The sequence below is a fragment of the Pedobacter sp. MC2016-14 genome, from assembly GCF_020991475.1.
Classification (GTDB): Bacteria; Bacteroidota; Bacteroidia; order Sphingobacteriales; family Sphingobacteriaceae; genus Pedobacter.
The window spans coordinates 2860863-2885785 of record NZ_JAJMPA010000001.1 but is presented as its reverse complement, the minus strand read 5'-3'; the positions used below and the strand labels follow the sequence as shown (position 1 = coordinate 2885785).

Annotated in this window: 21 protein-coding genes; 10 read left to right on the top strand and 11 right to left on the bottom strand. The window is 40.5% G+C overall.

Translation table 11 applies throughout. The annotated features are described in order from the left end of the window. Position 1: 1 nt before the first annotated feature. From LPB86_RS11945 to dnaA, 7 genes are all read right to left on the bottom strand, one after another. Positions 2-847 carry an amidohydrolase gene (locus LPB86_RS11945; RefSeq protein ID WP_230644073.1) on the bottom strand — a complete coding sequence of 282 codons (846 nt, stop codon included), beginning with the start codon at positions 845-847 and terminating at the stop codon, positions 2-4. Then, positions 834-1691, bottom strand: coding sequence for a fumarylacetoacetate hydrolase family protein (locus LPB86_RS11940; RefSeq protein WP_230644071.1), 858 nt, complete (start codon positions 1689-1691; stop codon positions 834-836). The genes LPB86_RS11945 and LPB86_RS11940 overlap by 14 nt, the downstream gene beginning before the upstream one ends. 11 nt (positions 1692-1702) lie before the next feature. Next, entirely contained in the window at positions 1703-2464 is a 762-nt protein-coding gene (locus tag LPB86_RS11935; protein ID WP_230644332.1) for an SDR family NAD(P)-dependent oxidoreductase, read from the bottom strand. Positions 2465-2555: 91 nt separating this feature from the next. Then, positions 2556-4211 (bottom strand): UxaA family hydrolase, encoded by a 1656-nt coding sequence (locus LPB86_RS11930; protein ID WP_230644069.1) that lies wholly within the window; start codon positions 4209-4211, stop codon positions 2556-2558. A gap of 1 nt (position 4212) precedes the next feature. Next, complete coding sequence (locus LPB86_RS11925) at positions 4213-4542, bottom strand: L-rhamnose mutarotase (RefSeq protein WP_230644067.1); 330 nt, start codon at positions 4540-4542, stop codon at positions 4213-4215. A gap of 3 nt (positions 4543-4545) precedes the next feature. Beyond that, complete coding sequence (gene fucP / locus LPB86_RS11920; protein ID WP_230644065.1) at positions 4546-5790, bottom strand: L-fucose:H+ symporter permease; 1245 nt, start codon at positions 5788-5790, stop codon at positions 4546-4548. Positions 5791-5900: 110 nt separating this feature from the next. Further along, positions 5901-7334, bottom strand: a complete 1434-nt coding sequence (gene dnaA / locus LPB86_RS11915; protein ID WP_230644063.1) for a chromosomal replication initiator protein DnaA — start codon at positions 7332-7334, stop codon at positions 5901-5903. Between the two features lie 1066 nt (positions 7335-8400). Between dnaA and LPB86_RS11910 the strand changes: the two genes are divergently transcribed. The 6 genes from LPB86_RS11910 (at position 8401) to LPB86_RS11885 (ending at position 15604) form a co-directional block, all read left to right on the top strand. Beyond that, positions 8401-9036 (top strand): M23 family metallopeptidase, encoded by a 636-nt coding sequence (locus tag LPB86_RS11910; protein WP_230644061.1) that lies wholly within the window; start codon positions 8401-8403, stop codon positions 9034-9036. 227 nt (positions 9037-9263) lie between these two features. After that, positions 9264-10442 (top strand): acetyl-CoA C-acyltransferase, encoded by a 1179-nt coding sequence (locus LPB86_RS11905; protein WP_230644059.1) that lies wholly within the window; start codon positions 9264-9266, stop codon positions 10440-10442. Between the two features lie 5 nt (positions 10443-10447). After that, complete coding sequence (locus LPB86_RS11900) at positions 10448-11344, top strand: hypothetical protein (protein WP_230644057.1); 897 nt, start codon at positions 10448-10450, stop codon at positions 11342-11344. Positions 11345-11441: 97 nt separating this feature from the next. Continuing rightward, positions 11442-13217, top strand: a complete 1776-nt coding sequence (locus LPB86_RS11895; protein WP_230644055.1) for a peptide MFS transporter — start codon at positions 11442-11444, stop codon at positions 13215-13217. Positions 13218-13273: 56 nt separating this feature from the next. Continuing rightward, entirely contained in the window at positions 13274-14827 is a 1554-nt protein-coding gene (locus LPB86_RS11890; RefSeq protein ID WP_230644053.1) for a peptide MFS transporter, read from the top strand. Between the two features lie 51 nt (positions 14828-14878). Next, on the top strand, positions 14879-15604 hold the full coding sequence (locus tag LPB86_RS11885; RefSeq protein WP_230644051.1) for a polyprenol monophosphomannose synthase: 726 nt from the start codon (positions 14879-14881) through the stop codon (positions 15602-15604). A 73-nt stretch (positions 15605-15677) separates the two neighbouring features. Here the strand turns inward: LPB86_RS11885 and LPB86_RS11880 are convergent, their stop codons facing one another. Then, the gene (locus LPB86_RS11880) at positions 15678-17201 is read right to left on the bottom strand and encodes an OmpP1/FadL family transporter (RefSeq protein ID WP_230644049.1); all 1524 of its coding nucleotides are present in this window, start codon (positions 17199-17201) and stop codon (positions 15678-15680) included. Between the two features lie 15 nt (positions 17202-17216). After that, the gene (locus tag LPB86_RS11875) at positions 17217-18116 is read right to left on the bottom strand and encodes a hypothetical protein (RefSeq protein WP_230644047.1); all 900 of its coding nucleotides are present in this window, start codon (positions 18114-18116) and stop codon (positions 17217-17219) included. 115 nt (positions 18117-18231) lie between these two features. Here LPB86_RS11875 and proS point away from each other — a divergent pair, with 115 nt between their 5' ends. The 4 genes from proS (at position 18232) to LPB86_RS11855 (ending at position 22426) form a co-directional block, all read left to right on the top strand. Next, positions 18232-19704, top strand: coding sequence for a proline--tRNA ligase (gene proS / locus LPB86_RS11870; protein ID WP_230644045.1), 1473 nt, complete (start codon positions 18232-18234; stop codon positions 19702-19704). Between the two features lie 65 nt (positions 19705-19769). Further along, a complete protein-coding gene (locus LPB86_RS11865; protein WP_230644043.1) occupies positions 19770-20909 on the top strand; it encodes a cystathionine gamma-synthase in 1140 nt (379 codons plus the stop codon). Between the two features lie 197 nt (positions 20910-21106). After that, positions 21107-21886, top strand: a complete 780-nt coding sequence (locus tag LPB86_RS11860; protein ID WP_230644041.1) for a TIGR02757 family protein — start codon at positions 21107-21109, stop codon at positions 21884-21886. A gap of 30 nt (positions 21887-21916) precedes the next feature. Next, entirely contained in the window at positions 21917-22426 is a 510-nt protein-coding gene (locus tag LPB86_RS11855; protein ID WP_230644039.1) for a YdeI/OmpD-associated family protein, read from the top strand. Between the two features lie 4 nt (positions 22427-22430). Here the strand turns inward: LPB86_RS11855 and LPB86_RS11850 are convergent, their stop codons facing one another. Further along, positions 22431-24233, bottom strand: a complete 1803-nt coding sequence (locus LPB86_RS11850; protein WP_230644037.1) for a UbiD family decarboxylase — start codon at positions 24231-24233, stop codon at positions 22431-22433. 82 nt (positions 24234-24315) lie between these two features. Further along, positions 24316-24795, bottom strand: coding sequence for a Dps family protein (locus LPB86_RS11845; protein ID WP_230644035.1), 480 nt, complete (start codon positions 24793-24795; stop codon positions 24316-24318). Between the last annotated feature and the right edge of the window lie 128 nt (positions 24796-24923).

Sequence of the window (24923 nt, the reverse complement as noted above, 5' to 3'; positions counted from 1 at the left end):
GTTAAATACTTAAGTTGTAGAACTTAGCCGCATTGCCCGACCAGAATAAGGCCTGTTCCTGCTCAGAGAATGAAGATAGGTATGCTTCCATAATACTCAGCACCTCACCATATGTTGCAGCCAGGCGACAAACCGGCCAGTCAGATCCAAACATTAATCTGTTTACACCAAAATGCTCAAAAACTACATCCAGGTACCTTTTAAAATCGGCTTTCTTCCAGTTTCTCAAATCCGCTTCCGTTACCATGCCAGATACCTTACACCATACATTCTCTTGTTTCGCAAGATGAGCAATAGCTGCGCTCCAGGACTTAAAAGCATCATCAGCGTTGTCTTTAATTCCGGGTTTAGCAATATGGTCAAGCACAAAAGGCTGGTCCGGAAATGTCGCAGCAAGTTCAGCAGCGTAACCAAGCTGGTCCGGAAATATCAGCACATCATAGGTATAACCAAATTGCTTTAACTGCCCTATCCCGTTTTTAAAAGCCGGTTCAAGCATCAAATCCCTTTGTTTTTCTCCCTGTAAAATATGCCTGAAGCCTTTCAGCTTATCGTATCTACGATAAGCCTCCAGTTGTTCAGTGATATCGGCAGCCTGCAAATCTATCCAGCCTACCACGCCCTTTATAAAAGGATTTTGTTCAGTTTGCTGCAACAGAAAATGAGTTTCATCGGCACTTTGATCAGATTGCACCGCAACACTGCCCATAAATCCATAATGCTCCAGTATCGGCTGCAAATGTGCAGGCATAAAATCGTCCTGAAGGATGGCCATATCATCGCCGATCCAACTGTCCCTTACCGGATCAAAAACCCAGAAATGCTGGTGTGCATCAATTTTTAACATATGCTTTTAATGCCTGTTTTGAAGTGCCCAGACCGTCAATTCCCAATTCAACCACATCACCTTCTTTTAAGAAAATCGGCGGTTTAAATCCTAATCCTACACCTGCTGGTGTACCTGTACTAATTACATCGCCTGGCAATAAAGTCATAAATTGGCTTACATAAGCAATCACAAAAGGGACATTGAAAATAAAGTTAGACGTATTTCCATCCTGCATCTTCTCTCCGTTTACCGTTAGCCATAGGCGAAGGTTGTTTACATCAGCAATTTCATCCTGAGTGGCAAGGAAGGGACCTAATGGCGCAAAAGTATCGCATCCTTTTCCTTTGTCCCAGGTTCCGCCTCTTTCAATTTGAAACTCACGCTCTGATACGTCATTGTGCAAGGCATAACCGGCAACATACTCCAAAGCATCAGCTTCATCCACATAAGATGCTTTTTTACCAATCACAACAGCAAGTTCAACCTCCCAGTCCGTTTTAACTGAATTTTTAGGGATGATGATGTCATCATTCGGGCCTGCCAATGAAGTGGTAGACTTCATAAAAATAATGGGCTCTGGTGGAAGAGGCGCATTGGTTTCTTTAGCATGATCAGCATAATTTAAACCAATACAAACGATTTTTGATGGCCTGGCAACCGGTGAACCCAAACGCTCATCTTTGCTGATTTCTATCAACTTACCTTCATTTGCTTTTACAAATTCCTCCAGCCTTTCCAATCCGTTTTCTTCAAAAAACTGCTCATTGTAATCGCTTCCAAAAGCAGAAGTATCATACCATTTATCTGCTATAATTACGCCCGTTTTTTCTTTACCGGCAGCACCGTATCTTATTAATTTCATGTATGTATATATTAATTATTTAACTTTATAAAACCTCCGTCAATCGGATAATCATTTCCCGTCACAAAGCCTGCTTCATCTGCGCAAAGGTAAAGTGCCAGTGAAGCCACCTCTTCAGGTTTACCCATTCTGCCTATTGGCTGACTTTTAGAAAGCTTCTCAAAAATTTCCGCTTCCTGACCAGCATAGTTTTTAGCGATAAAACCATCTACAAATGGCGTGTGTACCCTTGCGGGAGAAATGCTGTTACAACGAATTCCGTCTGCCATGTAATCTCTGGCCACAGAAAGTGTCATGGCATAAATCGCACCTTTACTCATAGAGTAAGCAAAACGGTCCGAAATTCCTACAATAGCACCAATAGAAGCCATATTCAAAATAACACCCGCACCTGCGGTTTTCATCATCGGTATAGCGGCAAAAAGACAGTTATAAGCACCTTTTACGTTCACATCAAATACTTTAGTAAAATCCGCTTCGCTGGTAGTATCAGCACGTCCAATGTGCGCAATACCAGCATTGTTAACCAATATATCTACCTTACCAATTTCTTTAAAAGTATTTAATACCTGCTCCTGGTTACTCACATCACAACCGTGCGCAAACGCCGGCGTTTCAGTACCTATTGCGCTTACCGTTTCTGTAGCAGCCGCTGCATTCAATTCAATAATGTGCACTGTAGCACCTTGTTTTGCGAACAATAAGGCTATAGCTTTACCAATTCCGCTGCCACCTCCTGTAATAACTGCTGTTTTTCCTTTTAAACTAAACATCATCTCTTTTTTATTCTTTAAACTGAACTCTTAAAACCTAAAACTTATTACTTAAAACCTATTAGTAAAACTTCAGGATTAAACCCTTCTTTTACAAAGATACGCCTCTTTTCCATGGAATAAAATCGTCCTGATTGAGTAAAACCGCTTTAGGAATCACTTCCCCACTGGCTGCTTTTATACAATATTCCAGGATTTCTGTGCCCATTTCAGGAATGGATTTTTCTCCCCTGATAATTGCACCTGTATCAATATCAATAATATCGCTCATTTTAGTGGCCAATTTAGTATTGGTAGCCACTTTTATAACCGGACAAACAGGATTTCCTGTGGGGGTACCTAGACCAGTAGTAAACAAAATTAAGGTAGCACCACTTGCCGCCTTTCCTGTTGTTGCTTCTACATCATTTCCAGGCGTACACACCAGGCTCAGTCCAGGCTTAGTAACTGGTTCAGTATAATCCAATACATCCACTACCGGAGAAGTGCCCGCTTTTTTAGCTGCGCCGGTACTTTTTATGGCATCCGTAATCAATCCATCTTTGATGTTCCCAGGGGAAGGGTTCATGTAAAAACCAGAACCAACGGCATGTGCCTGCGCATCATATTCCTGCATCAGCAATATAAATTTATCCGCAGTAGCTTTATCTACACAACGGTCTATTATATTTTGTTCTGCACCGCACAACTCAGGAAACTCTGCCAACAGTACCTTTGCACCTAAAGCAACCAGTAAATCTGAGGTATAGCCTACAGCAGGATTAGCAGAAATACCACTAAAACCATCACTTCCACCGCATTTAACACCCACTACTAATTTGCTTAAAGGAGCAGGTGACCTTTCGATTTTATTGATTTCCACCAAACCGGCAAAAGTCTTTTGTATAGCATCTTTTACCAATTGCTCCTCGCTAACACTCTGCTGTTGTTCAAAAATCAGCACAGGTTTATCAAATTGGGGATTTCTTGCCTTTAGATCTGCCATAAAATTACTGGTTTGTAAATGCTGGCAGCCCAAACTCAGTACCGTAATTCCGGCTACATTTGGATGATCTGCATAGGCAGACAGCAATTTGCTTAACAATTCAGAATCCTGACGTGTACCACCACAACCGCCTTGATGGTTTAAAAACTTGATGCCGTCTACATTTTTAAAGACCCTGTTTTTTACCGCTAATGATGCAGTTAAAGCATCAGGCGTAAACGTTTCAACAGACTCTCCTTCTATAAAAGCCTGCAATAGCTGATCTGTAAATTGCTTGTATTTATCTGTAACCGTATAACCCAGGGTATTGTGCAGGGACTCTTTAATCACATCCAGGTTCCTGTTTTCGCAAAAAACTGTAGGCACAAAAAGCCAATAATTAGCCGTCCCTACCTTCCCGTCATTGCGGTGGTAACCCTTAAATGTACGGTTTGCAAATGCAGATACATCCGGAACCTGCCATTTGTAATTTACATCCCGGTAATAGTAATCCTGGGAAGCATGCTGTACATTGGCTGTAGTCATTAAGCCCCCTTGCGGGATAAATACCATGGCTTTACCTACCAATACACCATACATGAGTACCTCATCTCCCGGCTCCATGTTTCCAATAAAGAATTTATGCTTTGCATGAACTTCATCCTGCAATACAAATACAATATCTTTCCACTCAATCACCATGCCCTTAGGCAGGTCTTGCAAAGCAACCAGCACATTGTCGTCTGGATGAATTTGCAAAAATGCTATTGATTTTTCGCTCATTTTATAATTCAAAAATTTTCTCCATCATTACCCATTTGTCTCCAGCTTTAGCTCCGGGCACTGCCTGCTGATATTTCCACATCAGCCGCTCCCATTCTTGTACCTTTTCATTCTCAAAATCGGCTGCTGCTTTTTTAGCAGCGTCATAACTATCGCTCACTTCCATTACCATCATTAAACGGTTTTTAAAGCGATAAATTTCCATGTTCTCTATGCCGGCCGACTTAATACTCAATATAATCTCCGGCCATACCTCTTTATGGTAGGCTACATATTCAGCTATTAATTTGGGGTCATCAACCAGATCCAGTGCTAAACAATATTTTATCATAACTTATATTTTCACAACTTTGTGCCCTTTTAAACCAAAAAAGAAAACCACAACAAAACATATTAAGGGAACAATATATCCCATTTGAATATCCTGCCATTCATCACTCACGTAAGCCATAACAGGTGGGATAACCGCACCGCCCACAATAGACATGATGATCAGACTGCTACCAAACTTTGTGTCTTTACCCAAATCTTTAATTCCGAGTGAAAAGATGGTAGGAAACATGATAGACATGAAAAACGCGATACCAATCACGGCAAATAACGCAGTGTATCCAGTTGCAGTAATAGCCACAATACATAACAATACATTTATCAACGCATAGATCACCAAAAGCAATTCGGCCTTAATAAATTTCATTAGGGAGGTGCCCACAATTCTACCAATTAAAAATGCCAGCCCGGCACCATAACCTGCATAATCTGCTGCTTTTTGCTGACTGATACCAGCCGCTTTGGTAGCATATAAAATAAAGAAACTGAAAACGCATACCTGTGCCCCAACATAAAAAAATTGTGCGGCAACGGCCCAGCTTAAATGTTTATGTTTTAAAGCATGAACAATGCCGGTCTTCTCACCCGGTTGTTCTGCTGTTTCCTGAATTTCGGGCAGCTTTAAAAACACAAAAATTACCGCGATAATGAGAATGATACAGCCCAAAACCAGGTAAGGGGTTTTTACGGAAGATGCTTCAGAAGCCAGGGCTATTTGTCGCGCTGGTGCAGACATTGCCGCAAGTGCCTCTTCAGAATTTCCTTCAATTAAAATGATTCTTGCTCCTATGGTAGGTGCCAGGGTGGCCGCCAATCCATTAAAGGTCTGTGCAAAGTTTAAACGAAAAGTAGCCGTTTCTGGCGGCCCCAATAACGAAGCATAAGGATTTGCGGCAGTTTCCAGGATGGTCAAACCACAGGCAATGATAAATAAAGCTATTAAAAAGAAAAAATACTGTTGCGTATTGGCTGCCGGGATAAAAAGAAATGAGCCCAGGGCAAAAAGCAGTAAGCCAATGATAATACCTGTCTTATAACCATATTTCTTCATGAGCAAACCTGCTGGAAGTGCCATGACAAAATATGCGATAAATACCGAAGAATCTACTAAAGATGCTTGTAACGTAGATAGACTGAAAGACTTCTTTAAATGAGGAATTAGGATAGGATCAAGATTATGCACAAATCCCCATAAAAAAAACAGGGAGGTAATCATGATAAAGGGTAACAAAAACTTGTTCTTAGACATTGTGATTTATGTTTGGTTTTCCAAAGTAAGGGAAAACCAAACATAGATCATTTAGACATTTTGCCTAATTATTCAACAATTTTGACATCGGGAGTCAAATAGAGGTTACATTAGCTCATTTTAAGCTTCTTTTCAATATCGGATACATAAGCTCGGAACTTTTTGTCAGTTTGAATCAAATCTTCCACTGTTTGGCAGGCATAAATAACCGTACTGTGGTCCCTGCCACCAAAAAATGCACCGATGGTTTTTAAAGAAGATTTAGTCATGCCTTTAGACAGATACATCGAGATCTGACGTGCCTGTACAACTTCACGTTTACGCGTTGGAGATTTCAGCAAATGCGCTGGTACTTCAAAATAATCACATACCAGTTTTTGGATATAATCCATAGAAACCTCTTTAGTAGTGTTTTTAATAAAGTTTTTAAGCATATCCTTTGCCAGGGAAAGATCTATTTCTTTCCTGTTCATTGTAGATTGTGCAAGAAGAGAAACCATGGCGCCTTCAAGCTCACGCACATTGTTGTCGATGTTATGTGCAACATATTCTACAACTTCATCCGGAAGATCAATTCCATCAGCATACATTTTCTTCCTTAAAATGGCAATTCTGGTTTCCAGCTCAGGCACCTGCAAATCTGCAGAAAGACCCCATTTAAAACGGCTTAGCAAACGCTCTTCCAATCCAGAAAGATCTTTAGGAGATTTATCTGAAGTAATGATGATCTGCTTTCCTGACTGGTGTAAATGATTAAAGATATGGAAAAATATATCCTGAGTTTTCTCTTTACCAGCAAAGTTATGTACATCATCCATAATGATCACATCCATGGCCTGGTAAAAATTCACAAAGTCATTAATGGTATTGTTTTTTAAGGACTCCACAAACTGCTGGCAAAACTTTTCGCAAGAAACATAGATAACCAGTTTATCAGGTAAATTTTGTCTAATCTGGTTTCCGATAGCCTGAGCCAAATGTGTCTTTCCAAGTCCGGATGTTCCATAAATCATCAATGGATTAAAGGAGGTAGCACCGGGCTTAGCTGCAACTGCAAAACCAGCCGAACGGGCCAGTCGGTTACAGTCACCTTCTACATAAGTATCAAAAGTATAATTGGCATTTAACTGAGGATCTACATTGATCTTTTTTAAGCCTGGAATTACAAAAGGATTTTTAATATCCCTGTTGATATTTACAGGATTAGGCATAGACTGTTTACGGGAATCGGCACCACCTCCGTAAGAAGGCATATTAGTAGTATAAGGCAATGCACCGTTGGTGGTAGATTTGTCTACAACGATATTATATTCTAACCTGCCTTCATCACCAAGTTGTTGTTTTACCGTTTTACGCAACAGGCTAACATAGTGTTCTTCAAGCCATTCGTAGAAAAACAAACTAGGTACTTGTACAGTCAAAACCTTGCCTTCCAATTTCAAGGCAGATATAGGCTCGAACCAGGTTTTATAACTCTGGGCCGGTATATTATCCTTAATAATTTGGAGACAATTATTCCATACTTGTGTACAAGTGATCTGCATATATAATTTTAATTTACGTGGTTTTACAATATCAATAGGTAGGTAATCCTACCGTTTCGGGAGTGCGAAGATCATAAAAAATTACCAACATTTACAGGGAAAATTTAACCTTTTTTCTAACTCATTCATTAATACAACAATAGAAATACTACACCACGATATTGTTGTGGATAACTCTTTTTCCATTTTTTTCTATTTAAAAATTATTAAATATTAGCATTTGTTTTATCTCTTTTTGGGCCCAATTTTCGGGCATCGCCTTTAAGACAATATCAAGACATATCCATACCATCACCGCAGAGAAAACACACTAAAACCAGACTAAAAACACAGTAAACACAGAACAACCACACACCGGCTGTGCGTTCTGTGTGCGTTCTCTGTGCGTTTGCTCTGGACATGGTAAGGGCATGGACCGCTTCAAACCAGGAATTAGAAGCTTATGGTGTGCTTTGCATCACGGTCAACATTACACCATTCTTGATTGCCTTTTTCATCATCAAACGGACTGACACTAAAAACTTGTCCCTCTTTTACTCTTCCAATTACAGTCGATTTCACAAAAGCCGACTTACGAACATTTGTATAGCCATCTTTAAGACAAACTGTTTAAAAGCACCAATAAAAATACTGAAATTGTTGTAGCTATTTCTCTCAGTTCATATGAAAGGTTACTATAATCTTAATGTAATACCCTAACGAGCAAAAGGCATGCACTAAAGGCCTCGTAATGTGGAATTTTTTCTATGATAAAAACTCAAATTCCCCAATCATCGCCTCATTAAACCGCCTTAAACCACGATAAAGCGTCCTTTAAAGTTTTGGTACGGTGTTAGCCTATACAATTACAGTAGCCGTTCGGCTCAGCAATATTGCTTTAAAGCATACTTGCAGGGAATTTTCAAGGATTAGAAAAGGTTTTTTGTTCTTTCAATTACCTCTAGTCGTTTCGTAAACCGAAACGACTAGTTAATCTTTATCACTAATAAAATACCAGATCCATTTTTATCGGGAAATCTATCATAAATACTGCTAACTTTATTATCCAAATTAAGCGCGTACAAAAATGATAAAAGTCTTCTTCCTTAGTCTGGTGTTTTTAAGCTTTTATGCCCCCGGCCCCACTATTGATAGTGATAAAGCAAGGTGGAAACCTTACTACACGGATGCCGCACCGAATGCAACTGTAAGCGATTGGTCGCTACCTTTCCTTTCTGCAAATAGAAAAGACATCAAGCAAATCAAAGTGATCAGCATTTATGGTGATCATAGGGACAGCTATTACAAAGGGCACATGCACACGGCTATAGATATCAATCCAAGTGCTCCAAAGACAAAATTAGTTGAAGTGTATGCTATGGCAAAAGGAATTGTCTGTTCTGTACATCTCGGAGAAAACCAGCGCACTGTTGTTGTAAAACACAGACTGCCCGATGGCAGCATCATATTCACTTCCTATAAACACTTAAAGGAAGTATATGTAAACAATGGCCAGCAAGTTGATGAACGCACAAAATTAGCACGTTTGTTTACTCCTGCAGAGTCAAAAAAATATGGCGGAGATTATCATCACCTGCATTTGGAAATCCGAAAAAGCTTTGACGATTACGGTTGCGCAAGCTGGCTAACCATGAATCAAAAACAGTTGGAACTTCGTTTTTTCAATCCATTGGTTTTTCTAAAAAAGAATTTAAAAGGATAAAAACAACCAACTTATATACCAGCAATATATAATCGCTGGCATATAACAATCACATGTGTGGAAAAATCCCATTGAAAAGTATCCAACTGTGAGCATCCTGGGCGCTGTTTGCGCTGTAAGTGCCTAACAAATGCCAGATGCGACAGATGGATACTTTTTCTCAGCACTACCTCAACATCGCTCCTATTTCCTAACTTTGCATGTAACCAAATCATAAAAAAACACAAATGAAAGAAGTTGTAATTGTTTCAGCACTAAGAACTCCTATTGGAAGTTTTGGCGGTGCTTTAGCGGGTTTAACCGCTACACAATTGGGCGGAATAGCTATCAAAGCCGCAGTTGAAAAAGCAGGAATAAAACCAGAACAAGTTCAGGAAGTATATATGGGCAACGTATTGTCTGCCAACCTTGGGCAAGCTCCAGCCACACAAGCCGCTAAATTTGCAGGCCTGCCAGATTTACCAGCTACCACTATAAATAAAGTATGTGCATCAGGAACAAAAGCAATAATGCTGGCGGCACAAAGCATCGCATTGGGCCAAAACGACATTGTAGTTGCCGGAGGGATGGAAAGCATGAGCAATGTGCCTTATTATCTGGATAAGGCAAGAAACGGGTACCGCTTAGGTCATGGTCAACTTACAGACGGTCTGGTAAAAGATGGTCTATGGGACGTTTACAACGACTATCATATGGGTTCAGCAGCGGAACTTTGCGCTGCAGATTGTAACATCAGTCGCGAAGACCAGGATGCTTTTGCAACAGCATCGTATAAAAGAGCCCAAGCCGCACAAACTGACGGTAAATTTACCAGCGAAATTGTTCCGGTAGAACTCAAAGACCGTAAAGGCGAGGTAACCTTAATAGATAAAGATGAAGAACCATTTGCTGTCAAATTTGATAAAATGCCTGGATTAAAGCCGGTATTCAAAAAAGATGGAACTGTAACAGCTGCCAATGCTTCTACTTTAAATGATGGTGCCGCGGCATTAGTTTTAATGAGTGCCGACAAAGCAAAAGAACTCGGCTTGAAACCACTGGCCAGAATTTTAGCTTATGCTGATGCACAGCAGGCTCCGGAATGGTTTACAACAGCACCTTCAAAAGCGATTCCTTTGGCTTTACAACGGGCAGGTAAAAATATTAGTGATGTTGATTATTTTGAAATCAACGAAGCTTTTTCTGTTGTATCTTTAGCCAACAATCAGTTGTTGGGCTTAAAAAACGATCAGGTAAATGTAAATGGTGGCGCAGTAGCAATGGGGCATCCCCTTGGGGCTTCAGGAGCTAGAATTGTGGTTACCTTACTTTCGGTCCTCGAGCAAAACAATGGTACACTGGGCGTTGCCGGAATTTGCAATGGCGGTGGCGGGGCCAGTGCAATTGTCATAGAGAAAATTAATTAACCTACATGCCAAAGGCAATAAAACACTTTTTAATACTTGCATTCATTTGCTGTTCCGGCTTAAATGTCCCTGCACAGCAAATGAATGCCTATCAGGATACCTTAATCAGGCTCGCAAATGCAACACGTGAAGCTAACGATAACAATGAACGTTACGCCATTAACTCCCGGTTTATAAAAACACTGGTTGCTGCACTGAAGACTAAAAACTCCTTTCAATACGGCTTTGATTCCCTGAAACAGATCTCTATCTTAACATCGCCAGACCGTACTTTCCGTATTTTCTCCTGGAATGTTGCTGCTGATGGCGGAAGTTATCGTTTTTTTGGAACCATACAAATGGCTACTAAAGACGGTTCACTGAAGCTATTCCCATTAATTGATGCTACAGCAGATCTAAAAAATACAGATGAAATTACAGATGCCAAAAAATGGTATGGCAGCAGGTATTACGAAATCATACCCATCATAACCGCAGGAAAACAAACCTGGTATGCCCTTTTGGGTTGGAAAGGGAGCATGGCTAAGACTGCGAAGAAAGTCATCGAAGCCTTGTCTTTTGAAAATGGCAACCCGGTTTTTGGCAAAAATGTATTTGAAGGGCAAAAAGGTACACCCATTAAAAACAGGATAGTTTTTGAATACAACAGGCTAAATTCTATGACGCTGCGCTTGGATAAAAAAGAGGCTATGATTATTTTCGATCATCTGGCGCCCTTTAACCCAGAAATGACCGGTAATTTTGAGTATTATGGCTCCGATTCCAGCTTTGACGGATACAAACCTGTTAACGGCCGCTTAAAACTTATGGAAAACATTAAATTACTGAATGATCCTAATGCAATGGACGATTTTTACATAGACCCAACTCTTAAAAACACTCCAGCAGTCAAAAAGTTTTAAATTTGCCGACTATACTTGTTAAAAATTTGTGGGTTTGCCAACTCATAGCTATCTTGCCGAACTAACACACAACTAACTAATACATTAAAAAACCAACATGAATACACAAAATTTGGATTCCCCAAATAACTTCTTTGAAAGTAAGGTAATGGGACATCCTGCCGGATTGTTTGTACTTTTCTTTACCGAGATGTGGGAAAGATTTTCCTACTATGGTATGCGCGCATTATTGGTGCTTTTCCTTACCTCTTCCTTAACAGACATTAACCCTGGTTGGGGATGGCCAAGAGAACATGCAATGGCCATATATGGTTCTTATACCGGCTTAGCTTATCTTACCCCTATTTTAGGCGGTTACATTGCCGATAGAATTATCGGTTACCGCTGGGCAGTTATTGTTGGTGCTTTCCTTATGACTTTAGGCCATCTTTCTATGGCTATTGAAATAGATCATGTTTTTATGTACCTGGGCCTTGGATTGCTCGTTATCGGTAACGGTTTCTTTAAACCAAACATGACTTCTATAGTGGCACAAATGTATAAAGAACATCCTGAGAAAAAAGACGGTGCGTATACCATCTTTTATATGGGCGTAAATGCTGGTGCATTTTTAGGAATGTTGCTTTGCGGATACATTGGCGAAAGTCCAAATTGGGGCTGGAGTTATGGCTTTGGTCTTGCGGGTATCTTTATGTTTATAGGTATGCTCCAGTTTTACTTTACACAAAATATATTTGGAACTATTGGTTTGAAACCGGTAGAAAGCAAAGAAGAAGTGGTTAAAGATGAAAACAATCTGGAAGAATCCACACGTAATCCTTTCTCAAAACTAGACCTTGTATTAATCGGGTTGATCTCTATAATCGGGCTTTCCTGGATCATTAACGATCCGGTATCCAAAATTACCAGCCTAAACTTATTCAGTTTTCAAGTTGCGGGTATTGACGGTAGCAACTTCATGATCTGCATTGCGCTGGCTTTGTTTTTCTTTATTTTAATCAAAAGGATTTCACAATATACCCCTGTATTACGTGATAAAATGATCGCCGTAATTGTACTGGCTTTCATTACTATCTTTTTCTGGGCCTCATTTGAACAGGCTGGTGGTTCCATGACCATTTTTGCTAAAGACTATACGCAAAGGGTATTAACAGGTGATTCTAAAGTAATCTTCAACATTGTAAATACCTTAATTACAGTGATCCCACTTGCCATTATCTCTTTTGTATTATTTAAGCTGTTTACTAAAACTTTTGCCAAGTATGCACTGGGTAACATCATTTTAGCACTTAGCTTTGTCATCATCTGGACAATCGTAATCTATATGCTTTCACAACAGTATAGCGAGGTTAAATCTGAAGTTCCCGCCACTTGGTTCGGAATTTTAAACTCACTGTTTATCATCAGTTGTGCACCAATTGTATCTAAATTATGGGAGAGCAAATACAACCCATCAGCTACTTACAAAAATGGCTTCGGAATGATCTTGTTGGGTATCGGTTTTGCAACGCTTGCTTACGGAGCAAGCACTATCCCTCAGGGTGCCACTGTAGCTGCAGTAAGTATGATCTGGTTAATTTTAGCTTATTTCTTCCATACCATGGGTGAATTGTTCATTTCTCCGGTAGGTTTATCTTACGTAAGTAAACTGGTACCTGGAAGGATGATTGCCATCATGTTCGGAATTTGGTATCTTGCTATTGCTATCGGAAACAAAATCGCCGGTACTATGGGTGGTATGATTGATGAAATCACCTCTAAATATTCCATGACTACTTTCTTTTTGATCTTTACTTTTATCCCTGTAATTCTCGGTATCCTTATCATACTGCTAACACCTGTGATGAAGAAACTGATGCACGGCGTAAAATAAATAAAAACCTTATCCAGGCCTTTGGTAATCCCAAAGGCCTTTTTTAATACAACCATATGTCAGAAATCTTGACACTGGAGCAGATCCAGAACTTTAAAGGAAAATTCCCTAAACAACTTTGGTCGCTGTTTTTCTCGGAAATGTGGGAGCGTTTTTGCTTTTACGGCATGCGGGGTATGCTTACCTACTTTATGGTAACCGAACTGATGATGAAAGACGATACCGCGAATCTTCAATACGGAGCTACGCAAGCCTTTGTTTATGCTTTCACTTTTATCGGTGGCTTATTCGCTGATAAAATCCTTGGATTCAGAAAATCATTGTTCTGGGGAGGACTATTAATGATTGTTGGCAGTGCCATTCTGGCCTACGACCCGCATCAGTTCTTTTTTCTGGGCATTAGTTTCACCATCATCGGTACAGGTTTTTTTAAGCCCAATATATCAACCATGGTAGGTGCATTGTACCGCAAAGATGACGCGAGAAGAGATGCCGGATTCTCTTTGTTTTACTCTGGTATCAATATCGGTGCGTTATTGGGCGGTTATGCCTGCATAGCCATTGGTAAAGAATATTCCTGGCACCTTGCATTTGGGCTTGCCGGAATTGTAATGGCCATCAGTTTGCTCACCTTTTTATTTACACAAAAAAATCTCGGTCCTATTGGTCTGTCCCCTTTTAAAGCCGCAGAACAGGAAGACGTTGTAATTGACGGAATAGCCGACGGCCTGAAAACCGAACCCGCAGTAATTACGCACAAAACTACGCCAAAACCATGGTACGATTACGCCGTATACCTGGGTTCACTTGCTGTAATACCTTTAATTATGGTTATGGTTGCCAAAACCCAATATACCGACTGGTTTATGTATACCATTGGTCCTGCTACCCTGCTTTATCTTTTTTATGAAATGAGCAAATACGGTGCAGCAGAACGTAAAAAACTGCTGGCAGCATTGGTATTTATTTTGTTCTCTATCATCTTCTGGGGTATTTTTGAGCAAAGTGGAGGTTCGTTAGCCCTCTTTGCTGCGCGCAACCTGGACAATAAAATACTTGGTGTAATCACTTTAGACCCTAATGGGGTTAATAATGCGGCCAACTCTTTATTTGTCATCATCTTTGCCCCCTTAATCGGATTGGTATGGATAGCAATGGCTAAGAAAAAGATTGAGCCCAATACAGTGGTGAAGTTTGGCCTTGGATTCTTATTTCTTGCAGGGGCTTTCTTTGTTTTTTACAGCAGTAAGTTTTTTGCAAATGCCCAGGGCATTACATCATTAGATATATTTACCATCGCTTACTTCGTGATTACACTGGGCGAATTGTGCCTCTCACCCATCGGTTTGTCTATCATGACTAAACTGTCACCTAAAAAGTTGCAGGGAGTGATGATGGGCATGTGGTTTTTAGCCAGTGCCTACGGACAGTATGTTGCAGGCATCATAGGTGCGGGCATGTCAACAGGAGCTGAAAATGACAGCATCCAGCAAAAACTGATTACTTATACAGACGGCTATAAACAACTGGCTATTTACGCGTTAATTACTGGCGTAGTACTCATTGTGATCTCGCCTGTTGTGAAAAAATTGATGCAGGAAGTAAAATAAACATTTATTATAGATACTTTCGCAGAGTTTTAACAAAATACCAAATCCAACGTGCCAGACAGTTTAGTTATTATTCCTACCTACAACGAAAAAGAAAACATTGAAAGAATCATTAGAAAAGTTTTTTCCCTGGATACCTTTTTTGAAATTCTGGTGATTGATGATGGATCTCCTGATGGCACGGCTGACATTGTCAAAAAACTACAACAAGAGTACCCTGCCCTACATTTAGAAGAGCGCAGAGGAAAACTCGGACTGGGAACAGCTTACATCCACGGCTTTAAATGGGCCTTGGCACATGAGTTTGATTTTATCTTTGAAATGGACGCTGATTTTTCCCATAACCCGGATGATCTGAGTCGTTTAAGACTAGCCTGTGTAAACGGGGCAGATGTAGCCATCGGTTCCCGATACATTAATGGTGTAAATGTGGTAAACTGGCCAATGAACAGGGTACTGATGTCATACTTTGCGTCCATGTATGTCCGGTTTATTACACGTATTCATATCCAGGATGCTACCGCAGGCTTTAAATGCTACAGAAGAAAAGTTCTGGCAACTATTCCATTAGATCAGATCAAATTTGTTGGTTATGCTTTTCAAATTGAAATGAAATTTACCGCCATTAAATTTGGCTTTAAAGTAGTTGAAGTGCCCATCATTTTTACCGATCGTACCGAGGGCGTTTCAAAAATGAGTACCAGGATTTTCAGGGAAGCTTTTTTTGGCGTAATCCAAATGAAACTGAGTAGTTGGTTTAGAAATTACAAGAACTAAATTAATCTATAAAAATAAAGGCCTGAAGCAATCGCTTCAGGCCTTTATTTTTTGTCATCCAGACGATAGGAGATTAAAATTTAACTCCAAAAGTCAAAAACACATTGTTTCTGTTCAATTTTACATCAGCTGTAGGCTCAATGCTTTGATTACTTAAAGTATAAGGAACATAAGTGTTGTTGGTTTCTACACGCTGATAAGCTAAATCAACATAGTATTGGCTAAACCTATAGCCCAAACCTCCACTATAATATTTGGTATCAAAAACGTTCGCATTATCATCTTTATACGGACTGCCATTCACTCCAAAACCAGCACGCAAACTTAAGTCAGCAATTTTGTATTCACCACCTACCCTGTAGTTAACTGCACTGGTGTAAAAATCTTTTACATCCATATTGTTGAACATTACTACATTTCTGGCATCAGCATTATTGTTGTTAGCTGCCGTGCTGAATTTTATACTCGCATAGTCTACATAATCAACATCTGCAGAAATCAAGGCATGGTTTCCTATAATGAAACTGGCACCTAATGATCCTTTATAAGGAGTTCTTAATGAATAATCAAATTGGTAGTTACCAGTAAAATCGGTTACATCAGCCAATGGAGCATTAGCAGGATATCTTACATCAAAATATTCCGATGAATTATCAGAAATATGCATCCAGGTAGGTGTCTGAAATGAAGCACCAATTCTAACTGCAGGAACAGGTTTAAAAATCATACCTAAACGGGCATTAATACCAGTTCCATCAGTTTGTTGGCTCTGCCTGTAATTTACATTATAATTCAAACCATCGTAAGGATTAGCTGGATCGTCTGAGTCTATAGTCCCATTGTCAGTAAAAATAGCATCACTTAAATAACGAACATTTACGATATTTAGGGAAGCTCCTAAATAAAATTGGTTGGAAAAATTAAGCGCACCTGCAAAATTCAATTCTGATGTCGAACCCGACCTAACTTCATTTTTGTATTGATTATTACCTGATCCAATAGCTGATTGGTAAGCGGTCGGACTTGCAATCGTTTCGTCAATTAATCCATTTTGATAAGCCATATCAGCAATACTACCCCGACCAAGATTATCAAAGGTTGCACCGTTAGCCTGTTCAGCAAAGAAATCTCCAATAGAACTTGTTAAATTTCTACCTCCAAAAGTTACATTACTGCTAAAATCGTTATTCCTACTATAACCGATACCAAAAACAGTGCTCACTAATCCTTTATTCAAATCTGCACCATTTGCTTTAACAACAGGATTATACCAAGCTACGCCAATCTGACTTAAATTTAACCTGTTTTTGCTACTTGTTGTCGTGTTACCAAGATAGCTTGAATTCGCTTGCGAATTGTTAAATTCCGGAGTCAAGGCAAATTCGGAACGCGTGAACATACCTAGACCTGCAGGGTTACCACCAAGCGAACTGATATCACCACCTAAACTGGTTTGTGCATTTCCTAATCCTTTAAACCTGGATGAACTACCATAATTGGTTTGCGAAAACCGCAAAGCATCAGATGCGTATTGTGCATATATAGTACCTGTACTGGCTACTATAGCCAATACAAGTAATGTCATAAATTTTTTCATGTAATAATTTAAAGATTAGTTTCTACCACCACGACCGCCTCTGCTGCCGCCACCGCCGCCCATTGAGCCACCACCACTATTACCGCCACCGTAGCTTGCAGGTGGAGAATACGTTGGTCTGCTTTGCTGAGGAGGATTGTAGCTTTCGGTACGTCCTTGCCTAGTAGAATTGGTACCTGTAGTTGTAGTACCTCTGCCACCACGTCTTTCGGTATATGTCGTTGTACCGTTAGTAGTCCTTCCATTTGTTGTTCTTCCATTATAGGACCTTGAACCCTGACTTCCATAAGCTGGTCTGGCATAACCAACACCGTTTTCACGCCCACGGTTTGGTCTTGGAGTATTGTTAACGAAACGACCACCACCATAGTAACCGCCGCCATAAAATCCACCGTAGCCGCCGCCATAGAATCCGCCGAAGGCACCTCCGTAGTAATTGTTAAAACCCCAGAACGGATCGTAGAAAGAATTCCATCCATAAGGAGAATAAAAAGAGTTACCCCATCCAAAGCCGGTTCCGAAGCCTAAGCCAATCGAAAATCCAGAACCGTAAAAAGGATAACCGCCAAAACCTCCAAAGCCACCAAAACCTCCATATCCATAAGGACTATAAAAAGGATCGTAGTAAGACCTGAAAGGTGAACCGTAATTGAACCTGTTGATTCTGGAAGAATAATCCATATCGTAATAAGGATCACTCGAACCGTACCCATAACCGTCATCTTCACTATTATCGTAACGGTCGTAGCCATCATCCTGACGAGGTACCGGCGCTACATAGGCCTTTGCCTGCGCAGTGCTGTTGTATACATCATCATTAATGGTATTTTGCTGTGCCATTTTAGGGGCAGAACAGGAAGTAACAACTATCGTTGCAACCGCCAGCATACTGGTTAATAAATAATTTGGTTTCATATTGTGTTAATTCTTGTGTGTGTTACAATTTAATGTAGGTATAAATTTATAGATTTGCACCCTACTATCCAAGACATTTAACACAAAAAACGTTCCAAGAGCGTGCATAAGACTTATGAGTAAAGGCATTACAAGCAAAAAGCAGGATTATTCCCAGTGGTATAACGACATTGTTATAAAAGCCGACCTGGCAGAGCATTCATCTGTCAAAGGTTGTATGGTAATCAAACCCTATGGATATTCAATTTGGGAGAAAATACAGGCAGTTTTAGACCAAAAATTTAAAGATACTGGCCACAGCAATGCCTATTTCCCCTTATTCATCCCTAAGTCATATTTCTCTAAGGAAGCTGCCCACGTAGAAGGTTTTGCGACAGAATGTGCCGTAGTGACACATTATCGCCTAAAAAATGATGGAAACGGAAACATCATTGTAGACGAAACTGCCAAACTGGAAGAAGAATTGATCGTACGGCCAACATCAGAAACCATCATTTGGAATACTTATAAAGGCTGGATCCAATCTTACAGGGATTTGCCATTATTGATCAACCAATGGGCCAACGTGGTAAGATGGGAAATGCGCACACGTTTATTCCTCCGCACCACAGAGTTTTTATGGCAGGAAGGACATACCGCGCATTCCACTTCAAAGGAAGCTATTGAAGAAACAGAAAGAATGCTGGATGTATATGCAGATTTTGCTGAAAACTGGATGGCCATGCCAGTGGTTAAAGGTCGTAAAACGGCAAACGAGCGTTTTGCAGGTGCATTGGATACCTACTGTATAGAATCATTAATGCAGGATGGAAAAGCATTACAGGCTGGAACATCACACTTCCTTGGCCAAAATTTCGCAAAAGCTTTTGATGTAAAATTTACCAATAAAGAAGGAAAAATAGAGCACGTATGGGCAACATCATGGGGCGTATCTACCCGCTTAATGGGTGCATTGATTATGTCGCATAGCGATGATGCCGGCTTGGTTTTACCTCCAAAATTGGCACCGATCCAAGTCGTTATCGTCCCTATTTACAAAAGCGATGAAGACCTGGAGAACATCTCTGTCTTTGTTCGTGGCCTGATGACTAAACTTAAAGCTTTAGGGGTATCTGTAAAATACGATGACCGCGATACGCAGCGTCCGGGATTCAAATTTGCAGAATATGAACTTAAAGGTGTTCCAATCCGCCTGGCTATTGGTGGTCGTGATATGGAAAATGGAACTGTAGAGGTAGCCAGAAGAGACACCCAGGAGAAAATGACGGTGCAGCAGGAAGGTTTGGAAAATTACATTCCACAGCTCCTAAACGATATTCAGGAAAATATCTATAAAAAAGCACTTGATTTCCGCGAGGATCACATCACTGAAGCCAATTCGTACGAAGAGTTTAAACAACTACTGGATGGTAAAGCTGGTTTCATTGCGGCCCATTGGGATGGAACTCCAGAGACCGAGCAAAAAATAAAAGAAGAAACAAAAGCTACCATCCGTTGTATTCCTTTGGATAACAAACTGGAAGATGGGATTTGTATTTATTCAGGCAAACCTTCTATACAGCGCGTATTGTTTGCGCGTGCATATTAAACTCCAGGTATCTAAATATTAACAGCTAAATACTTAACACTATCTGTTACTAAATACAATTAAAAATGAAATTCGCAACCAAAGCCATACATGCCGGTCAGGAACCTGATCCTTCTACAGGAGCAGTAATGACACCCATCTACCAAACTTCTACCTATGCTCAAAAAGCACCCGGAGATAATCAGGGTTTTGAATATTCAAGGGGTACAAATCCTACCCGTAAGGCTTTGGAGGCTTGTTTAGCGGCATTAGAAAATGCAAAACACGGGCTTGCTTTTTCTTCTGGCATGGGGGCTACTGATGCGGTTTTACGTTTATTGCAGCCCGGTGATGAGGTAATTACAGGCAACGATCTGTATGGTGGATCTTACCGTATTTTCACTAAGGTGTATGCTAAATACGGCATCAAATTCCATTTCCTGGATTTATCTAAACCAGAGAACATCCTCCCTTACATCACGGAAAAGACCAAACTGGTTTGGATTGAAACCCCTACCAATCCTACCATGCAGATTGTAGACATTGAAGGTGTATCCAAAATTACAAAAGCAAAGAATATCCTGCTGGCGGTTGACAATACATTTGCTTCTCCATATTTGCAAAACCCTATGGATTTGGGTGCTGATATTGTAATGCATTCTGTAACCAAATACATCAGTGGTCACTCAGACGTTGTTATGGGCGCTCTGCTGGTGAATGATGATGAACTATATAAACAGCTCTGGTTTGTGTACAATGCCTGCGGTGCCACTCCTGGTCCTCAGGATGCGTTTTTAGTACTTCGCGGGATTAAAACCCTGCATTTACGTATGAAAGCGCATTGTGAAAACGGTGAAAAAATTGCACATTACCTAAAGAACCATCCAAAAATCGACAAGATTTACTGGCCTGGTTTTGAAGATCATCCTAATCATGACATTGCCAAAAAACAAATGCGGGGCTTTGGGGGGATGGTTTCTATTACTTTAAAAGGTGCCGATTTGGCAGAAACTTTCCGTGTAGCCTCCTCTTTCAAAGTATTTACGCTTGCAGAATCCCTTGGTGGTGTAGAATCATTAATCAATCATCCTACTACTATGACGCATGGTTCTATTCCTAAAGAAGAACGTGAAAAAGTTGGAGTAATGGATAATTTATTGAGGCTTAGCGTAGGTGTTGAAGATATTGAAGATTTACTGGCAGATTTAGAGCAGGCATTGAGTTAAATCACCGTCATCTCGAACGAGGTTACCGAGGAGAGATCAACAATTAGAAAATATGGTCTTTTTATTCGTCGGCTGCATTTCGTTAGGCGCTGAAGGGCGCGAGCAAACGCCTGGCCGGTTCATTAAAAGATCATATTTACCTATTACTACTGCAAAGCTACCGGCTCAGCTACCGAATATATTAAATAACGCATACATTGGAATTTTTAGCGCTCAAAGACTTTCTGGACATCAAGGTTGAACAGTACAACCAGCCGTCGTTTATAGCAAACGATCCCATTTGCATTCCTCATGGATTCTCTAAACCACAAGACATTGAAATTGCGGGATTTTTTGCGGCAATTTTAGCCTGGGGGCAACGTAAAACCATTATAAATAAATGTAAGGAATTGTTTTCCAGAATGGACAATGAACCTTACCAGTTTATGATGCAACATGGTGACGATGACTTGAAAGGCTTATTGGGTTTTAAACACCGGACATTTAATGATACGGACTTGTTGTACTTTGTAGCGTTCTTTAAACAACATTATGCAAATTCTGAAAGTCTGGAAACGGCTTTCCTTCCGGCGGACTTTGCTGTCCAGCTCAACTTTAGTGCAGAGCAGGCCTTAAACCATTTCCGGGCTTATTTTTTTAGCCTGCCTGATTTTCCACGCCGGACCTTTAAACACATCTCCTCTCCCCTGCAAAAATCTACTTGTAAGCGTCTCAATATGTTTTTGAGGTGGATGGTAAGGAAAGACAATAAGGGTGTAGATTTTGGTTTGTGGGACACCTTAAAACCAGCAAATTTGATATGTCCATGTGATGTTCATGTAGACAGGGTAGCCAGGCGACTGGGTATGATTTCACGCAAGCAAACCGACTGGCAAACTGCAGTGGAACTTACAGCAGAACTGCGCAAACTAGATCCTCTTGATCCTGTAAAATATGATTTCGCACTTTTTGGCTTAGGTGTAGAAGAAAAGTTTTAGTTATATTTATACCATCTAGATTTAGTTATAATGGTGACTTTTAAAGCAGAAATAGAACGTTTTGGCGAAAAAGGAGAAAAAACAGGATGGTATTTTTTGATGATACCTGCTGCTATTTCCGCTCAAATTAAAGCAGACTGCAGGAAAAGTTACCGGGTTAAAGGCATGCTTGATGCCCTGGAAATTGAAGGTCGTGCCCTTACGCCAATGGGTGAGGGTGATTTCATTTTACCGATAAAAAAGGAATTGCGGCAACAGTTGCGCAAAGATCTCGGTGCCATTGTACAACTGAACCTGGAAGAAGATAAAGACTTTAAAATCGAAATCCCCGAAGATCTGGAACTCTGCTTAAACGATGAACCCCAGCTTATAGAAAACTTCATGAAGCTACCAAAATCTCACCGCAACTGGTACATCAATTGGCTGAATACAGCCAAAACCGAAGTCACCCGTACAAAGCGGTTGGTGAAGATTGTTTCTGCCATGGACCGCAACCTCAGTTTTGGGGAAATGATGCGGGAAGACAAGGAGAAAAAGTAGCAGCTTACAACTTAAATCTTTCTATTCGCTGTTCTACTCCCGGGTCTTTGATCAATTCTGGTGCATGATGAGGTTTCTTCCTCGCATCAATAATGAGCGGCCCTGTGCATCCCCAATGTTTATTTTTAGTAAAACTCCCTATTCCCTGGATATCCGTCGCCGGATTACTCCTTGTAAACGTTACCCAAACCAGGTTGTTAATATTAGCCGCCGTAAATGCCGCATCATCGCAGATCACCATCAAGGCTAGCCCTTCCAGCGACTGCGTAGCTAAATGCTGCTCCAGATTTTTCAACTCTTCCATCGCAGATCCTGCTGTAGTATATGCAGGGCCTGTTATAGATACCACCCCAGGAATAGCCATAGCATAAGAAGTAAAAGTTTCTGGCAGGCTGAGCTCAATGGTCTTGCTAAGCGTTCTTTTTTGCAGCCCCGCCGCTGCAAGCACAACCTTAGAGCCTGCGTTTAATCCTTCCCCACTGTAATCAAGCGTATCAATAGTGGTTTGGGTATAAAAATGAAGGTCCCTGCTAAAATCCATGCGCTCCAGCACATGTTGCATAAAACGGGCAATATCATGCGTTTCCAGACTTTCATCATCTTCGCGAGCAGCAATAAAAAGATATTTAGCTAAACTAAGCTGGTTTTTACCAAGAATATGATTGGCAATTGTTAGAATTTCCTGTGGTCTCCGCTCTTTTAAATACGGCGTATAACGCTCACTGCCAATGGCGAACAACAAGGGGTGCACCCCTGCTGCATCCACCGCATTAACCTCTTTTAAACCATGAATCTCCTGTGGTAATGCAGAACCGGCAATTTCATGGATCAATGCGCCAAAACTCGTATCTTCCTGTGGCGGTCGGCCTACCACAGTAAATGACCAAATGGCATCCTTACGATGGTACACGTTATGTACTTTCATCACCGGAAAAGGATGCGTTAAGCTATAATAACCCAAATGATCGCCAAAAGGACCTTCAGGTTTATTATCATTGGGATATACGGTTCCCGTAATCACAAAGTCGGCGTCAGCAGAAATACAAAATCCTTCCTCGTCATAAAAATAGCGGAACCTTCTATTGCCTAAAGCGCCGGCAAAAGTCATTTCAGAAAGTCCTTCCGGCAGGGGCATTACAGCCGCAAGAGGATGTGAAGGCGGGCCGCCTACAAATATGCTCACTTTCAAAGGCAGGCCTTTGGCATTGGCTTTAGACTGATGAACGCCTATACCACGGTGAATTTGATAATGCAAACCAATTTCCTTGTCTTGCTCATATTCATTCCCCGCCAGCTGAATCCGGTACATACCAAGATTAGAATTAAAGATTCCAGGTTTATCCACATCTTCGGTATAAACCTGGGGCATGGTAATAAATGGTCCGCCATCCATAGGCCAGTTTACAATTTGAGGTAAAGCCGAGATGGTTGTTTTTTGAAAAGTAGATTTAAAAAGGTCTTGCTTTAAAGGTAAGGCAGAAAGTGCTGTTAAACCCGCACCTGCATAATTGAAGGGATTTTTTAGCGCTTTAATGGGATCAGACCGTAAGCCAACCAGTTGCTCTACACTTTCAAGGCTATCCCTGAACATAAATTTAGCACGTTCAAGTGTACCAAAGAGGTTAGAAACCGCCGGGAATTTACTCCCTTTTATGTTTTCAAACAGAATGGCAGGTCCCTGTTGCTCATAAATCCTAAGGTGTATAGCCGCCATTTCCAGATAAGGATCTACTTCCTCTTTAATCCGGATCAGGTGACCGTGCTTTTCTAAATCAGCCACGCAGGCTGCTAAGTTTTTATATCCCATTACGGTTCAAAGATAAAAAAAAGACCGTGCCTTGCGACACAGTCTTTTCGTTGAATTCCTAATCGTTTCCCTGATCAGGCCTTTATTTTTTACCTGCAAATGAACGAAGCATCCAGGTGGTTTTCTCTTTAAATTGCATAAAACGGTTAACCATGTCATTGGTACCATCATCACTTGCATTAGCAGAAGCTTCCAAAAGCTCCCGTTCCAATTGAATTAGCGTAGCCATATCTTCAAGGATCGCATCTACCATCGCCAAATCACTCATACCAATGGTATTGATCTCCTTAATGGCAGATTCGGAAATATAGTCAGAAAAACGGCTATGTGGTGGTTTACCTAATGTAAGTACACGTTCCGCTATTTCGTCTATCGTAAGCTGCGCATTGGTATATAATTCTTCAAATTTGATGTGCAGGGTAAAAAAGTTTTGGCCTTTAATATTCCAGTGGCATCCCCTTAACTTCTGATAATGAATGTGGTAATTAGCAAGGTAATCGTTCAACAAATCTACAACTGGTTTTACCTCTTTTTCAACGAGGCTGATTTCTTTTGCGTCCATAATATATTGTAATTTTAATGTGCTTGTTTGTATGTAAAACTACACAATAAAGATGCCGGAAATGGATTTGTTAAAAAACTATTTTACAACAATACGAAGGCCTGTTTTTACGTTTACCTTTCATAATT

Excerpts from the sequence above, each read along its gene's own strand:
- LPB86_RS11850 (WP_230644037.1), bottom strand. The coding sequence starts at position 24,233 with ATGGGATATAAAAACTTAGCAGCCTGCGTGGCTGATTTAGAAAAGCAC.
- LPB86_RS11935 (WP_230644332.1), bottom strand. The coding sequence starts at position 2,464 with ATGTTTAGTTTAAAAGGAAAAACAGCAGTTATTACAGGAGGTGGCAGC.
- proS (WP_230644045.1), top strand. The coding sequence starts at position 18,232 with ATGAGTAAAGGCATTACAAGCAAAAAGCAGGATTATTCCCAGTGGTAT.
- LPB86_RS11945 (WP_230644073.1), bottom strand. The coding sequence starts at position 847 with ATGTTAAAAATTGATGCACACCAGCATTTCTGGGTTTTTGATCCGGTA.
- LPB86_RS11865 (WP_230644043.1), top strand. The coding sequence starts at position 19,770 with ATGAAATTCGCAACCAAAGCCATACATGCCGGTCAGGAACCTGATCCT.
- LPB86_RS11940 (WP_230644071.1), bottom strand. The coding sequence starts at position 1,691 with ATGAAATTAATAAGATACGGTGCTGCCGGTAAAGAAAAAACGGGCGTA.
- dnaA (WP_230644063.1), bottom strand. The coding sequence starts at position 7,334 with ATGCAGATCACTTGTACACAAGTATGGAATAATTGTCTCCAAATTATT.
- LPB86_RS11895 (WP_230644055.1), top strand. The coding sequence starts at position 11,442 with ATGAATACACAAAATTTGGATTCCCCAAATAACTTCTTTGAAAGTAAG.
- LPB86_RS11900 (WP_230644057.1), top strand. The coding sequence starts at position 10,448 with ATGCCAAAGGCAATAAAACACTTTTTAATACTTGCATTCATTTGCTGT.
- LPB86_RS11845 (WP_230644035.1), bottom strand. The coding sequence starts at position 24,795 with ATGGACGCAAAAGAAATCAGCCTCGTTGAAAAAGAGGTAAAACCAGTT.
- LPB86_RS11890 (WP_230644053.1), top strand. The coding sequence starts at position 13,274 with ATGTCAGAAATCTTGACACTGGAGCAGATCCAGAACTTTAAAGGAAAA.
- LPB86_RS11905 (WP_230644059.1), top strand. The coding sequence starts at position 9,264 with ATGAAAGAAGTTGTAATTGTTTCAGCACTAAGAACTCCTATTGGAAGT.
- LPB86_RS11880 (WP_230644049.1), bottom strand. The coding sequence starts at position 17,201 with ATGAAAAAATTTATGACATTACTTGTATTGGCTATAGTAGCCAGTACA.
- fucP (WP_230644065.1), bottom strand. The coding sequence starts at position 5,790 with ATGTCTAAGAACAAGTTTTTGTTACCCTTTATCATGATTACCTCCCTG.
- LPB86_RS11875 (WP_230644047.1), bottom strand. The coding sequence starts at position 18,116 with ATGAAACCAAATTATTTATTAACCAGTATGCTGGCGGTTGCAACGATA.
- LPB86_RS11930 (WP_230644069.1), bottom strand. The coding sequence starts at position 4,211 with ATGAGCGAAAAATCAATAGCATTTTTGCAAATTCATCCAGACGACAAT.
- LPB86_RS11910 (WP_230644061.1), top strand. The coding sequence starts at position 8,401 with ATGATAAAAGTCTTCTTCCTTAGTCTGGTGTTTTTAAGCTTTTATGCC.
- LPB86_RS11855 (WP_230644039.1), top strand. The coding sequence starts at position 21,917 with ATGGTGACTTTTAAAGCAGAAATAGAACGTTTTGGCGAAAAAGGAGAA.
- LPB86_RS11925 (WP_230644067.1), bottom strand. The coding sequence starts at position 4,542 with ATGATAAAATATTGTTTAGCACTGGATCTGGTTGATGACCCCAAATTA.